Annotated in this window: 11 protein-coding genes; 3 read left to right on the forward strand and 8 right to left on the reverse strand. The window is 72.0% G+C overall.

Annotated features, from left to right (window positions below; translation table 11 throughout):
• Positions 1–80 precede the first annotated feature (80 nt).
• The 8 genes from ACWD4A_RS00825 to ACWD4A_RS00860 form a co-directional block, all read right to left on the reverse strand.
• Positions 81–719 carry a response regulator gene (locus ACWD4A_RS00825; protein WP_451187630.1) on the reverse strand — a complete coding sequence of 213 codons (639 nt, stop codon included), beginning with the start codon at positions 717–719 and terminating at the stop codon, positions 81–83.
• Between the two features lie 56 nt (positions 720–775).
• Positions 776–2,023, reverse strand: coding sequence for a sensor histidine kinase (locus ACWD4A_RS00830; RefSeq protein ID WP_451187632.1), 1,248 nt, complete (start codon positions 2,021–2,023; stop codon positions 776–778).
• 36 nt (positions 2,024–2,059) lie between these two features.
• Positions 2,060–2,803 (reverse strand): ABC transporter permease, encoded by a 744-nt coding sequence (locus ACWD4A_RS00835; protein ID WP_451187633.1) that lies wholly within the window; start codon positions 2,801–2,803, stop codon positions 2,060–2,062.
• A complete protein-coding gene (locus ACWD4A_RS00840; protein ID WP_451187635.1) occupies positions 2,800–3,753 on the reverse strand; it encodes an ABC transporter ATP-binding protein in 954 nt (317 codons plus the stop codon). Before ACWD4A_RS00840 ends, ACWD4A_RS00835 begins: the two co-directional genes overlap by 4 nt.
• A 164-nt stretch (positions 3,754–3,917) precedes the next feature.
• Entirely contained in the window at positions 3,918–6,956 is a 3,039-nt protein-coding gene (locus tag ACWD4A_RS00845) for a hypothetical protein (protein ID WP_451187637.1), read from the reverse strand.
• Between the two features lie 305 nt (positions 6,957–7,261).
• The gene (locus ACWD4A_RS00850; RefSeq protein WP_451187954.1) at positions 7,262–7,642 is read right to left on the reverse strand and encodes a DUF6113 family protein; all 381 of its coding nucleotides are present in this window, start codon (positions 7,640–7,642) and stop codon (positions 7,262–7,264) included.
• 5 nt (positions 7,643–7,647) lie between these two features.
• Positions 7,648–8,541 (reverse strand): N-acetyl-1-D-myo-inositol-2-amino-2-deoxy-alpha-D-glucopyranoside deacetylase, encoded by an 894-nt coding sequence (gene mshB / locus ACWD4A_RS00855; RefSeq protein WP_451187638.1) that lies wholly within the window; start codon positions 8,539–8,541, stop codon positions 7,648–7,650.
• A 70-nt stretch (positions 8,542–8,611) separates the two neighbouring features.
• Positions 8,612–8,806, reverse strand: a complete 195-nt coding sequence (locus tag ACWD4A_RS00860; protein ID WP_116213708.1) for a hypothetical protein — start codon at positions 8,804–8,806, stop codon at positions 8,612–8,614.
• A 206-nt stretch (positions 8,807–9,012) separates the two neighbouring features.
• On the opposite strand from ACWD4A_RS00860, the gene ACWD4A_RS00865 reads away from it, so the two are divergent.
• From ACWD4A_RS00865 to ACWD4A_RS00875, 3 genes are all read left to right on the forward strand, one after another.
• Positions 9,013–11,130, forward strand: a complete 2,118-nt coding sequence (locus tag ACWD4A_RS00865; protein ID WP_451187640.1) for a prolyl oligopeptidase family serine peptidase — start codon at positions 9,013–9,015, stop codon at positions 11,128–11,130.
• 224 nt (positions 11,131–11,354) lie between these two features.
• Positions 11,355–12,341, forward strand: a complete 987-nt coding sequence (locus ACWD4A_RS00870; protein WP_451187642.1) for an ABC transporter permease — start codon at positions 11,355–11,357, stop codon at positions 12,339–12,341.
• 50 nt (positions 12,342–12,391) lie between these two features.
• Entirely contained in the window at positions 12,392–14,197 is a 1,806-nt protein-coding gene (locus tag ACWD4A_RS00875) for an ABC transporter substrate-binding protein (RefSeq protein ID WP_451187644.1), read from the forward strand.
• The last annotated feature ends 59 nt before the right edge of the window (positions 14,198–14,256 follow it).

Consider the following 14,256-nt stretch of genomic DNA (forward strand, 5'->3'; position numbering starts at 1 on the left):
CATGTGACAGCCTTGCGACAGCCCGGACGACGATCCCCCACCGCCGCGGGCCGGGCCGGAGGGCCCCCGCACCGGAGCCCCTACAGCCAGCCCTTGTCGCGGGCTATGCGCACGGCTTCGGCGCGGTTGCGGGCCCCGGTCTTCTGGATGGCCGTGGAGAGGTAGTTGCGGACCGTGCCGTGGGAGAGGTGGAGGGCCTTGGCCAGCTCGGCGTTGGTCGAGCCGTCGGCGGAGGCCCGGAGCACGGCCCGCTCGCGGTCCGTCAGCGGGTTCGCGCCCTCGGCGAGCGCGGCCGCAGCGAGGGTCGGGTCGATGACCCGCTCGCCGCGCAGCACCCGGCGCAGGGCGTCCGCGAGCTGTGCCGCGGGCGCGTCCTTGACCAGGAAGGCCTCCGCGCCCGACTCCATGGCCCGGCGCAGATAGCCGGGGCGGCCGAAGGTCGTCAGGATCACCACTTTGAGCGCGGGCAGCTCGCGGCGCAGCAGGGCGGCCGCGTCGAGACCGGTCATCCCGGGCATCTCGATGTCCAGCAGGGCCACGTCCGGCGTGTGCGCCCGGGCGGCGGCGAGAACCTCGTCGCCCCGGGCGACCTGGGAGACGACCTCGATGTCGTCCTCCAGGCCGAGCAGTGCGGCGAGTGCCTCCCGCACCATGGACTGGTCCTCTGCGAGCAGGACCTTGATGGCGCGTCGGCTGTCGGGGTGGAGCTCTTCGGTCACAGCGACAGGGTATGCGTACTGACGGTGGGCCAGGTCCCGTCGGCGGTGGCCCGCGCTCAGGCGGTCAGCGGCTCCCCCGAGTCCTCCTTCTGTGTCTCCTGTGCATCGCTGTCCCGGCGGGACAGCGGGACATATGCCCGGAGGCGGAAGCCGCCCTTCGGGCCGGGCCCGGTCTCCAGCCGGCCGTCGGCGAGGGACAGCCGCTCCGTCAGGCCGGTGAGGCCGTTGCCGTGCGCGCCGTGCGGCCCCTGCCCGTTGTCGGTGACCGTGAGGCACAGCTCGTCGCCGGTCTCCGTGATCGTCACCTCGCAGCGGCGGGCCCCGCTGTGCCGCACCACATTGGTCACGGCCTCGCGGAGCGCCCAGGCCAGCGCGCCCTCCTCGTCGGGCGGCAGATCGGGATGGCCGGTGGCCGCCCCTTCGAGGTCCGCGGCGATGCCCGCGGCGGCGAGGGCCGTACGGGCTCCGGCGATCTCGGCGTCCAGGGTGGGGCGGCGAAAGCCGCTCACCGCCTCCCGGACGTCCACCAGCGCCTGCCTGCTGACCCGCTCGATGTCCGCGACCTGCTGCGCGGCCTGATCGGGCTTGCCGGGCAGCATCCGCCCGGCCAGCTCGCTCTTCAGGGTGATGAGCGACAGCGAGTGGCCCAGCAGGTCGTGCAGGTCGCGGGCGAGCCGCAGGCGCTCCTCGTTGGCGGCGAGGTGGGCGACGGTGGCCCGCGCCTCGCGCAGCGCCCTGGTCGTGCGGGCCATCTGGCGCACCCCGACCATCGCGAACCCGCCGAGCAGCGCCGGGATGACGAGCGCCGGCAGGAAATCGTCGGCTTTCGGCGTGTTGAGCCCGATGGCGAGCAGGACGCCGACGTTCAGAAGGATCGCGATGCGCGCCGCCCTCATCGGCAGGACCGCCCCGCACCCGACGCACACATAGACGAAGAGGACGAGCCAAGGGGCGCCGAGCGTCAGCGACAGCACGACCGCCATCGCCAGCAGCGCGCCGAGCATGGGGACCACCCGGACGTGCTCCAGCGGCCGTGACGTCTGCCGGAAGATCAGGGCGAGGTAGGCGCCCACGAAGGCCAGCAGCCCGGCCCCGCCCAGGACGTCCCCGACCGCCGAGTGGCGGTCGCCGAGGATGTCCTGGGCCGGGGCGGCCAGATAGGCGAACCAGATGCCGATCCAGGCCAGCTTGATCAGGGCCGCCCGGCGGTTGTCGGGCGGGCTTCCCACGCCGGTCTCCACCGGCTCGTCATCGGTCGTGAGAGCCGAGTGCCACAGCTCCCTGCAGCGGTCGACCACTCTCATCGCTGTCGCTCCTTCCGGCCCCCGGCTTCGGTCACGTCACGCCTTGCGGGTGTCCTTGCGGTACAGCCAGGCGGCCGCACCCGCGAACAGCACAAGATAGGCGAACAGGATGGACACGTCCTTCATGTGCGGGGCGTCGCCCTGCTCGATGGCCTGGCCGAGCGCGGCGTAGGCGTGGGTGGGCACCCACTCGGTGATGTTCTGCAGCCACTTCGGGAACGTCGCGGTCGGCATCCACAGACCGCCCAGCACGGACAGGCCGAAGTAGATGATCATCGTGATGGGGCGCACGGCGTCGCCGGTGGCGAGATAGCCGACCGCCACACCGAGGGCCGCGAAGACGATGCTGCCCGCCCAGATCGCGCCCGTCAGCGCGAACCACTGCCAGGCCGCGTCCATGCGCACGTTCTTGACGGCGGCGGCGACGGCGAAGACGACCAGGATCGACGGGAGCGACACCACGGCGGCGGAGGCGACCTTCGCCGTCACATAGCCGCGTCCGGGCAGCGCGGTGAGCCGCAGCTGGCGCACCCAGCCCTTCTCGCGCTCCTTGGCTATGCGCTCGCTGTTGCCCACGAGCACGGCGGTGATCGCGCCGAAGGAGGCCATGGAGACCATCATCAGCAGCGGCAGCGTCAGGTGCGTGCCCTTGACGATCTCCTTGGTGCTCGCGCCGCCCGCGATCAGCAGATAGAGGGCCGCCGGGTAGAGCACGGAGAAGAACATGAACTTCTTGTTGCGCAGGGTGCGCGCGATTTCCAGCTTGATCAGCGTGTTCATCGGGCCGCCTCCTCGGCGGTCGCGGCGTCGGTGATGGCGATGAAGGCCTGCTCCAGGCCGAGGCCCGCGACCTCGAGGTTGCGCGGGTAGAGACCGAGGCCGTAGAGGGCGTGGACGGTGGCGTCGGCGTCGTGCGACTGGATGCGCACGGTGCGGCCGGATATCTCCAGGGCGGACAGGAACGGCAGTTCGCGCAGCGCGGCCTCGCCGATGTGCCCGTCCAGGTCGAAGACGATCCGGCGGGCGCCCGCCTTGGCCTTGATCTCGGCGGCCGAACCGTCGGCGAGGACCCGCCCGCGGTGCAGCACGATCACCCGGTCGGCGATCGCGTCGGCCTCTTCCAGATAGTGCGTGGCGAAGAGGATCGCGCGGCCCTCCCGGGCCTGCTGCCGCATCACGCTCCAGAACGCCTGCCGGGCGGAGACGTCCATCCCGGTCGTCGGCTCGTCCAGCACGACGAGCTCGTTGGCCCCGGCCGTCGCGAGGGCGAAGCGCACCCGCTGCTCCTGGCCGCCGGAGAGCTTGTTGACCATGCGGTCGGCGATCTCGGTGAGATCCGCCCGCTCCAGCACCTGCTCCACCGGGTAGGCGTGCGGGTGCAGGTCGCAGGCGAGCTTCACCAGCTCACGGACCTTCACGTCCTCCATGAGGCCGCCGCTCTGGAGCATCGCGCCGACCTTGCCCTGCGCGATGGCCTGCTGCGGCGTGGTGCCGAACAGCTCGACCCGGCCCGCGTCGGGCGTGCGCAGCCCCAGGAGGAGGTCGAGGGTGGACGACTTGCCCGCGCCGTTGGGACCGAGCAGGGCGACCGTCTCGCCCGGGTACAGACGGAGGTCCAGATCCGCGACGGCGCGCACCGTGCCGTAGCTCTTGCTGACATGCTCAAAACTGACCACGGGGGCGCCGGTGCGGCGCCCATCCCCCGTGAACGTGCTTGCTGTAGTGGTCATACAAGCGATCGTTCCAGGCCGACGGCCCGGTCGGCAGTGTCAGCCGTCGTGTACCGGCGATGACAGATGTCATGGATCGGGTCACGAACGTCATACGCCCCGGACGGCCGTGAGCCCCCGTGCCCGGTGGGGCACAGGGGCTCACACGGTCCCGGCGGCGGCCGTCAGTTGCCGTTGACCTGGATGACACCGACGCGCTCGGCGGGCGTCTTGCCCATCAGGGCCTTGCGCAGGGCGCCCACGACGTCCTGCGGGGTGACATCGGTCTTGCTGCCGTCACCGCGCTGGATCTTGACCCCGGTGAAGGCGGACCCGCACAGCTCCTTGACCGCTTCGAGGTCGTAGTGGTCGACGAGCTTGCCGTTGACCTCCGACACGGAAAGGATCTTCGGCAGCGAGTGCTCAGGGCCGAACTGGATCTTGTGCGCCGGGTCGGTCTGCACGGTGACCAGGCCGGACATGGCGGGCTTCGCGAAGCTCTCCATCACCCGGTCGACCTCCGCCTTGTCCACCTTGGGCTGCTGCTCGGCGCTGGGCAGTTCGACGGTCCGGTCCTGGCCGGTGGCGGCGCGGTCACGGTACGCCTGGGCGACGGCCGCGACGGCCTTGTCGGTGTCCAGCCCCTGGTAGGGCTGCCCGTAGACCGGCACGGCCTTGCCCGGCTCGAACTTGATCGTGCCTTCCTTGGCCGAGCCCGTCTCCCCGGAGGCCCGCTTCAGCGCGTCCGCGATCTTCTCCTCGTCGGCGCCGATCGAGGGCTCCGCCGTACGGGTGCCGCCGACGAGGGAACCGATGACGGTGAGCGGGTTGTAGTCCCGTCCGGCCGCCTCCCGCACCGTGGCCTGCGTGTCGATGGTCAGCCCGGCCACGGCCGGCTTGAGCTGCGCCTCCTTGCCGCCGATCGACACCTTCAGCGGCGCGGTCGCGCGGTCGCCGAGCGCGGAGTCGAGCTTCTGCACGGCCTGCTCCTTGGAGCTGCCGCCGATGGCCACGCCCAGCACGGTGGTGCCGTTCGGCACGTCGGCGTGGTCGAGCAGCAGCCCGGCGCCGTACGCGACGCCGACCAGCCCGACGAGCGCGCCGCCGAGCAGGACCAGCTTGGAGCGGCCCTTCTTCTTGGGCGCGCTCTTGGCGGGAGCGCTCTTGGCCGCCGGAGCGGCCGGGGCCGGCACCGCCGACTTGGCGCCGGGCGCGGGCACCTTCGGCTTCGGCACGGCCACGCGGGGCGCGCCGCTGTCGACGGGCCCGTTCTTGGCCGGGCCCCCGGGCGGGGGCACGACGGGCACGCCGCTGACGAGCGTCTCGCCCGCAGCCGTCCTGCCCGCGGGCGCCGGAACCTTGGGGCCGCCGCCCTTCTTGCCGCCCTTGGCGCCCTTGCCACCGCCCTTGTTCTGCTGCTGCTTCGGCGCCTGCGCGCCCGCGGGGGCCTGCTGGGCCGACTGCGCGCCGGTGGGCGGCGCCGGTACCCGCGGGAAGCCCTCGCGCGGAGTGTCCGTACGCCTCTCCGCGAAGGCCGCGCCACCGGGCGCCGCGGGGGCGAACGGTGCCGCCCCCTGGCCCATGGTGGGCGCGGGGAACTGCTGCGTGGACTCCACGGCCCCGTTCCACGGTGCCGCGCCGTTGCCGTCGGGGCTCGGCGCGGGCGGCGGGACGACCGGGTTCGCACCCGTGGCCGCCCGAGCGCCCATGACACCGGGAACGCCACCGCCCTGAGCACCAGGGGCACCCATCACACCGGGCGCACCCTGACCACCGGGGACGCCGGGGACACGCGTACCGCCCTGGCCACCAGGCACGCCCATACCGCCCGGCACGCCCTGACCGGCCATACCGCCCGGGACACCCGGCGCGCCCATACCGCCCTGCGCACCGGCGCCCATGGCGTCGCCCGGCCACGGCGCGGCGCCGCCGACCGCGCCACCCGGCACGGGCGGCTGCGGCATCGCGCCGGTCGTCGAGGAACCACCCGGCCAGTCGTCGACCTGCGGCACAGTGCCCGCCACCGAGGAATCGGCGAACCCGGGCTGCTGCACCGCACCCGTCACCGAGGAACCACCGGGCCAGTCGTCGGCCTGCGGCATGACACCGGTCGCCGAGGAGTCACCCAAGCCCGGCTGCGGCATCCCACCTGTCGTCGAAGAACCGCCCGGCCAGTCGTCGGCCTGCGGCACAGTGCCCGCCACCGAGGAATCGGCGAACCCGGGCTGCGGCATCGTCCCCGTCGCCGAGGAATCACCCAGCCCCGGCTGCGGCACCACACCCGTCGTCGAAGAACCACCCGGCCAGTCGTCGGTCTGGGAACCGGAACGTCGGGCGGCGCGTGCCGCCGCGGCGTTGCCGCCCTGCCAGGGCGTGTTGCCCGGGGCGGCCGGGGAGGCGCCGGGCCAGTCGTCGGCGGGGGCCGCGCCCGTGCCCTGGCCCTCGCCCGGCCAGGGGGTCGCGCTGGTGGTCGAGGAGCCGCCCGGCCAGTCGTCCGCCGGGACGGCGGGGGCCTGCGGACCACCGCTCTGCCAGGGGGTCGCGCTGGTGGTCGAAGGGTCCATGGGCCAGTCGTCGACGGGCGCCGCGACCGGCGGGGGGCCCTGGAGAATGGGGTTCGCACCTGTGGCCATCGGATCCTGCTGGGTCGCCTGCAGGATGGGGTTCGCGCCCGTGGCCATCGGGTCCGCGGGCCACGGCGTGGCCGCCGTGGTCGAGGGATTCTGCGGGCCGGGGGCCGGCGCGGAGCCGCCCTGCCGGGGCCCGCCCAGGCCCGGGGCACCACCGGAAGCGGAACCTCCGCCAAAGCCACCTGACGCGCCGCCGACCCCACCGCCGGACAGCCCCGGACGACGGTTCGCGGACGCCGCGGAGCCGGGGGCGGACGCCGCCCCGCCACCCTTGCGCGGCGCGAACCAGTCGCTCGTCTTCTCCTTGCCCTCGGAACGCTCGCCCTGACGCTCCGCCTCCGGATGCGCCGGAGCCGCGGACGGCTCGGGGCGGCGGGGCAGGACGGGCTTGCGCTCACCGACCGCGGCACCACCGGCACCACCGGCGGGACCGGCAGCGGCCGGCGCACCCGTGGCGCCGTCGGCCTGCGCGGCCTCGTCACCCACGGGCGTGCGCATGATGACCGGCGGAATGGGCCGCGAACCCGGGATGTTGATGCGGATCCGCGTCGTCAGCGTGGTCTCGGTCCTGGGCTCATCCGGCTTCGGCGGCACGGCCGGCTCCTCGCTGCCGCCACCGTCCGAGGACGCGTGACGGGTTCCGTACGGCGGGGTCCCCGACGGGTAAGCGGCGCCACCGCGCCCCTGGGGCCCGGAGGACGAACTGTCAGATTCACGGCTCAAAGCAGGCTCTCCCGGTTAGCTCCGCCGCCCGTCATGACCTCGTTCGGGCGGCTCGGCGGCGCGCACCACCATACTGGGCACCGCGGACACGCACTTGACGCCCGCCGGATACCCGGCGGTGCGGGGTCCGGAGCGCTCCTTCGCGCCACGGACCCCGCTGGGCAGAAATCGTCACGTCACTTGCCAAGTCGGACTGAAGGCCCGCTCGGTTGCGGCGGTTTCGGGAGGGTGGCACACATCACAGCCACGGCCATGCCGCCCAGCAGGAACACGTACGAGCCGAGCCCCGCGCCGAAAAGGAAGTCTCCTTCCGGTCTGCTCGTCGTCAACAGCAGCACCGCGACGAGCCACCCCGCGCCGGGCGCGATCCCGCCCGCTCTGGCGCGGGTGAGGGTGACGCCGCCGTAGCAGAGCCCGGCGATGCCGAGCAGCGCCAGCAGCAACCCGCCGGGGAACCAGCCGCCTTGCACCAGAGCGCCCGCGACCCCGGCCAGCGCCCCGAGGACCGCCAGTCCGAGATATCCGCACATGCGCCCGACGTTGAGCGGCGCGGCCATGCCCGTCACGCGGTCACCCCCGCGAACAGGTCGTCCTCGCGGCCGGCGGCGGCCGGGCCCTTCACGAGCCTGTAGTACTCCGTGGTGAAGAGCGGCTGTCCGAGGTCGTTGGAGAGCGCGAAGAACGGGCCGTCCACCTCGATCTGCGTCGCGTGGGCGCGCATCGCGGCCGCCTTCGCCGGGGCGTACGCGGTGCCGTCGACGGCCGCCGTCACCTCGGCGTCCTCGACCACGCCCGGCACGTCCGCCGGGGAGGCGATGCCGGGGAAGGGCTTGTCGAAGCCCAGCTCGCGCAGCCGGACGAAACCCTCCTCCAGCACGGAGCGCGGCACGCAGTTCCAGTAGACCTTCGCGACCTCGTGCGGGTCGCCGAGGTCGCGGCGGAAGGCCGGCTCACCGGCGAGTTCCACGGCGCGCATCGCGACGCGGTGCGCCTGGATGTGGTCGGGGTGGCCGTAGCCGCCCTCGGGGTCGTAGGTGACCAGGACTTGGGGACGCGCCTCGCGAATCACCTCCACGAGCGACGCGGCCGCCTCGTCCACATCGGCCTGCCAGAAGCACTGGGGGCGCTCGTTCTGCGGGGCGCCCATCATGCCGGAGTCGCGGTAGCGCCCGGCGCCGCCGAGGAAGCGGTGGTCGGTGACGCCCAGCTCCCGCATGGCGGCGGCGAGCTCACCGGCGCGGTGCGGGCCGAGGGCGTCGTCCTGATCCGCCGCGAGGTGCGCGAGATCCTCCGGGATGACCTCGCCCTCCTCACCGAGAGTGCAGGTCACCAGGGTGACATGGGCCCCTTCGGCCGCGTACTTGGCCATGGTGGCGCCGTTGTTGATCGACTCGTCGTCCGGGTGCGCGTGCACCAGGAGCAGCCGGCGGCCGGGCGAGGAGGAGCTGTCGGTCATGGGAACAGCCTACGAGCCCCGCGGGCCCGGCGGGGCTCCCGCCCACGGGGTCGCCGGCGCCCGGGGGCCATCAGAACTTGATGTTGCTGATCACGTCGGTGGCGCTCTTCGTCAGCTGGTTGAGCGTCGGGGCGATCGACGAGCTCGAGAGGTAGAACCCCAGCAGCACGCAGACCGCGGCGTGGCCCGCCTTCAGTCCGGACTTCCGGACCAGCAGGAAGACGATGATCGCCAGCAGCACCACCGCCGAAATCGAGAGTGCCACAGCGGTTCACCTCCATGGACGCGCGGTCGGACGGAACGAGAGGCGGGTGACATGCGGATGCCACCCGGGACATACCAACTATGCGTCAGTGATCATAACTTTCCGGTGCGCGAACCTCACTCGGTGCACAGGAGCAAATTCGGGGCGCACGGCGAGATCCCGCCGCCCCGCGGCCGGTTCGGCCCAGCAGCGCCTAGGCTCACCGCATGACAGGACAGCTCTCGTTCCCCCGCCAATACGCCCGCACGCAGCGCTTCTCCCTCGGCGCGCCGCGCGCCTTCACCGTGTCGCCGGACGGCTCGCGCGTCGTCTTCCTCCGCTCCCGTACCGGAACGGACCGCGCCAACGTCCTGTGGGTGTTCGATCCCGGCACCGGGCGCGAGTACCCGGCGGCCGATCCGGCCGTGCTGCTGGGCGGTGCGGACGAGGAGTTGTCCCCGGAGGAGCGGGCCCGGCGCGAGCGCAGCCGCGAAGGGGCGGCGGGTGTCGTGGGCTACGCGGTGGACGGTGCCGTGGAGTTGGCGGCGTTCGCCCTGTCCGGGCGTCTGTTCATCGCCGAGTTGCGCGGTGGTACCGCCCGTGAGCTGGACGTTCCCGGTCCGGTGGCCGACCCGCGGCCGTCGCCCGACGGCCGCCGGATCGCCTATACGGCGGGCGGCGCGCTGCGGGTCGTCGAGGCGGACGGCAGTGGCGACCGCGCCCTGGCGGAGCCGGAGAGCGCCACCGTCACCTGGGGTCTCGCGGAGTTCATCGCCGCCGAGGAGATGCACCGCTCCCGGGGCTTCTGGTGGGCGCCGGACGGCGGATCGCTGCTGGTGGCCCGCGTGGACGACGCGCCCGTGCGCCGCTGGTGGATCGCCGACCCCGCCAACCCCGACCGGGAACCGGCCGAGGTGGCCTATCCGGCGGCGGGCACCCCGAACGCCCTGGTGACGCTGTCCCTGCTCGGTCTGGACGGGTCCCGCACGGACGTCGAGTGGGATCGCGAGCGCTACCCCTATCTCGCGCAGGCGCACTGGTCGGAGGGGCATCCTCCGCTGCTGCTCGCGCAGGCGCGCGACCAGCGGAGCCAGGTGTACCTGACGGTGGATACGGCGACCGGCGCGACCCGGGTCCTGCACACGGACGAGGACGCAAACTGGCTGGATCTTTTCCCCGGTGTGCCCGCGTGGACCCCGGACGGCGAACTCGTACGGATCTCCGACGAGGGCGGCGTACGGGCCCTGACGGTGGGCGGCCGGGCGCTGACCGGACCGGAGTTGCACGTCCGCGCCGTACTGGACGTCGCCGCCGACGACCTGCTCGTCTCCGCCTCCGCCGGGCCGGAGGCGAAGGATCCGGAGACCGGCGAGACCCATGTCTACCGGGTCACCGGGACCGCCGTGGAGCGGGTCTCGGAGGGCCGCGGCTGGCACTCCGCGGTGCGGTCCGGTGCGGTCACCGTCCTGCTGTCTGCGTCGCTGGAGCACAGCGGGGCCACGGTGCGGGTGGTACGGGACGGCGTGCGGACGGCCACCGTCACCTCGTACGCGGAAGCGCCGGTACTGACCTCCCGCGCACGGCTTGTCGAGGCGGGCGCGCGCCGCATCCCGTGCGCCGTCCTGCTGCCGAGCGACTACGCGGAGGGCGACGGGCCGCTCCCGGTGCTCATGGACCCGTACGGCGGGCCGCACGGGCCGCGCGTGGTGGCCGCGCACAACTCCCATCTGACCTCGCAGTGGTTCGCCGACCAGGGCTTCGCCGTGGTGGTCGCCGACGGCCGCGGCACCCCGCACCGCTCCCCCGACTGGGAGAAGGCGGTCCGCGACGACTTCGCGGGCGCCACCCTGGACGACCAGGTCGAGGCGGTCCAGGCGCTCGCCGGGCACTTCCCGCTGGACCTCGGCAGGGTCGGCATCCGCGGCTGGTCCTACGGCGGCTACCTCGCCGCGCTGGCCGTGCTGCGCCGCCCCGACGTCTTCCACGCGGGCATCGCGGGCGCCCCGGTCACGGACTGGCGGCTCTACGACACCCACTACACGGAGCGCTACCTCGGCGATCCGGCGGAGCGGCCGGAGGTGTACACCCGCAACTCGCTCGTCACGGACGAGGGGTTGAGCGGGGCGGCGGAGCGGGTACGGCCGCTGATGATCGTCCACGGGCTCGCGGACGACAATGTGGTCGCCGCGCACACCCTGCGGCTCTCCTCGGCACTGCTCGCCGCGGGCCGTCCGCACGAGGTGCTGCCGCTGTCCGGGGTGACCCATATGACGCCCCAGGAACAGGTCGCGGAAAACCTGCTGCTGCTCCAGGTCGACTTCCTCAAGCGCTCACTGGGCATGTAGCGCCAACGGGCCGAGGACGCTGCCGCGTACCCGGCCCGACAGGGCTGTCAAGCACGCCACGTCGTCGATCCGCTCAACCTTCGCTCAAGATGCGGGGCCCGTCCCGTCTTGTTCCGCAGCCCTCTTGACCGCACTGTGAATCCATTGCCAAAGTCCGCTCAACCCACCGCGCGCACCACGTCGGCGAGGGGCCTACCGGACTACAGTGCGGGGGATTCAGACAAATGGCGAGTCCTTCCCTTCCTTCCTTGACGACGGTGACCGGAACGGAACCCGCGGGCCGGTCACCCGGGCAGTTGATGTGGCGGCGCTTCAAGCGCGACAAGGCGGGGGTGATCTCCGCGTACGTCGTCCTGTTCTTCTTCGTCGTCGCGCTCGCGGCCCCGCTGATCTCCAAGCTCTACGGGAAGGACGCGACGACGACCTACGGGCTCAACGAACAGGGCCTGCTGAACGAGTTCGGTTATCCCGTGAAGCCCAATGGCGGCATTTCCGGGCGCTTCTGGTTCGGCATCGAACCGACCCTGGGGCGGGACGTACTGGCCCAGCTCGTCTACGGCATCCGCACCTCCCTGCTCATCGCGACCGCGGCCACCGTGCTCTGTGTGCTCACCGGCGTCCTGGTGGGGGTGACGGCCGGATATCTGGGCGGTCGCACGGATTATCTGCTGGGACGGTTCATCGATCTGCTGCTGGCTTTTCCGTCACAGCTGTCCTTCATCGCCTTCACACCGGTCGTCTACTCCCTTTTCGTCAGTCCGGAAAAGGAGACCCCCACCTATCTGCGGGCGCTGACCCTGATCCTGGTGCTCTGGGTGCTGGGGTGGATGGGGCTGGCGCGTCTGCTGCGCGGCCAGGTACTGAGCCTGCGGGAGCGGGAGTTCGTGGAGGCGGCGAAGGTCACCGGGGCCTCGCCCTGGCGGATCATCAGCAAGGAGCTGCTGCCGAACCTCTGGACCCCGATCCTGGTGCAGTCGACGCTGATGCTGCCGTCGATCGTGACCATCGAGGCGGGCCTGTCCTTCATCGGCGTCGGCATCGTGGAACCCACGCCCGACTGGGGCCGGATGTTCGCCAACGGCGCCCACTACTACGAGAGCGACATCACCTACATCTTCTTCCCCGGCCTCGCGATGATCGTTTTCGTGGTCGCCTTCAACCTGCTCGGGGACTCGGTCCGGGACGCCTTCGACCCCAGGACCGGCCGCTGACGCAGGCCCAGCCCTACCAGTTATCGACGGACAGGCAGGTGCACCGACCCATGAACCCGCTGACGAGACACCGCAGTTCCAGAGCCCGGCTCGGCGCCGCCGCGGCCCTTGCGGCCGGCGCCCTGGCGCTCTCCGCGTGCAGCAGCGGAGGAGGAGGCGGGGGCGGCGCCAAGGACGAGGGACCCGGCACGGACAAGAACAAGTCCTCGAACTACTCGATCGGCACCAAGGAGGACTCGGCGGGCCCCGCCCCCGAGGTGCCGGGCGCCAAGAAGGGCGGCACCGTCGGCGTCCTCCAGCGCGACGCCTTCCAGCACCTGGACCCGGGCCAGATCTACTACAGCGACATGCTCGCCGACCAGATGCTCTACAACCGCACGCTGACCTCGTACAAGGTGGACGCCCAGGGCAAGGTGAAGGTCGTCGGCGACCTGGCCACGGACGCCGGCACGGCCTCCGACGGCGGGAAGACCTGGACGTTCACCCTCAAGGACGGGCTGAAGTTCGAGGACGGCTCGGCGATCACCTCGCGGGACGTCCGGTGGGGCATCGAGCGGCTCTACGCCGACTTCGAGACCGAGGGCCCGCAGTACATCCCGCAGTGGCTGTCCGGCGACGGCACCGCCTTCCGCAAGGCGCTGCCCGACGGCCCGTACAAGGGCAAGCACCTGCCGGCGTCGGTGCTGGACACCCCGGACGACAAGACGATCGTCTTCCACTTCCTCGCCCCGCACGCGGACACCCCGTTCGCGACCGCGATGCCCAACATCGGCCCGGTCAAGGAGGCCAAGGACACCCAGCGGAAGTACGACAACGCCCCCTTCTCCTCGGGCCCCTACAAGGTCGCCGACTACAAGAACGGCAAGTCGCTGACCCTGGTGCGGAACGAGCAGTGGGATCCGAGGACGGACCCCATCCGGCACCAGTACGCCGACCGGTTCGAGATCAGCTTCGGCCACCAGTTCGCCGACTCCACCCGCCGCTTCCTCGCCGACCAGGGCGCCGACAAGAACACCCTGTCGTACACCAACGCCGTGGCCCCCGAGATGACCGAGAAGGTCCTGAACCAGGCGGACACCAAGGCGCGCCGCTTCGTGGAGATCCAGCCGTACGTCGACTACATCAGCTTCAACATGGACCGGCTGAAGGACGTCAAGGTCCGCAAGGCGCTCGCGTACGCCATGCCCAACGGGCAGATCCTCCAGCAGGTCGGCGGCGCGAGCGCGGGCACACTGGCCACCAACTTCCTCTCCCCCGCCATGGACGGCTACCAGGCGACCGACCCGTACGGCAAGAAGGCCAAGCCCGCCGGTGACACCGACAAGGCGAAGGAGCTGCTGAAGGAGGCGGGCAAGGAGGGCCAGGAGATCGTCTACGCCTACGCCAACACCGACGTCCAGCAGAAGGTCGCCGTGGTCGTCACCCAGGCGCTGGAGCGGGCCGGGTTCAAGGTGCAGAAGAAGGAGGTCGACGCCAACACCTACCGCTCGGCGATCGCCGAGGTGAAGAACAAGTTCGACATCTACCGCAGCTCGTGGGGCGCGGACTGGCCCGTCTCCTCGACCGTGGTGCCCCCGCTCTTCGACGGCCGGCAGATCGCCGACGGCGCCCAGAACTACGGACACCTCAACGACCCCGCCGTCAACTCGGAGATCGACCGGATCAACGCGGTCCCGGACGTGAAGAAGGCCGCGCCCGAGTGGCAGAAACTCGCCGACAAGATCTTCACGGACGACGTACCGGGCGTGCCGACCTTCTACAACAACCAGTTCTCGCTGTGGGGTTCGAACCTCGGCGGGGTCCGCTACCAGCCGGTGTACGGCACCGTCGACCCGACCGGCGTCTACGTCAAATAGCGCCCGCGTCCGTACGGCCGGGCCGCCGAACGGCGGGCCCGGCCGTGCCCCCGGCACCG

It is taken from the genome of Streptomyces sp. NPDC002537 (genome assembly GCF_053594975.1).

Coding starts and splice junctions, on each gene's coding strand:
- ACWD4A_RS00830 (WP_451187632.1), bottom strand. CDS start 2,023: ATGAGAGTGGTCGACCGCTGCAGGGAGCTGTGGCACTCGGCTCTCACG.
- ACWD4A_RS00835 (WP_451187633.1), bottom strand. CDS start 2,803: ATGAACACGCTGATCAAGCTGGAAATCGCGCGCACCCTGCGCAACAAG.
- ACWD4A_RS00840 (WP_451187635.1), bottom strand. CDS start 3,753: ATGACCACTACAGCAAGCACGTTCACGGGGGATGGGCGCCGCACCGGC.
- ACWD4A_RS00850 (WP_451187954.1), bottom strand. CDS start 7,642: ATGGCCGCGCCGCTCAACGTCGGGCGCATGTGCGGATATCTCGGACTG.
- mshB (WP_451187638.1), bottom strand. CDS start 8,541: ATGACCGACAGCTCCTCCTCGCCCGGCCGCCGGCTGCTCCTGGTGCAC.
- ACWD4A_RS00865 (WP_451187640.1), top strand. CDS start 9,013: ATGACAGGACAGCTCTCGTTCCCCCGCCAATACGCCCGCACGCAGCGC.
- ACWD4A_RS00870 (WP_451187642.1), top strand. CDS start 11,355: ATGGCGAGTCCTTCCCTTCCTTCCTTGACGACGGTGACCGGAACGGAA.
- ACWD4A_RS00875 (WP_451187644.1), top strand. CDS start 12,392: ATGAACCCGCTGACGAGACACCGCAGTTCCAGAGCCCGGCTCGGCGCC.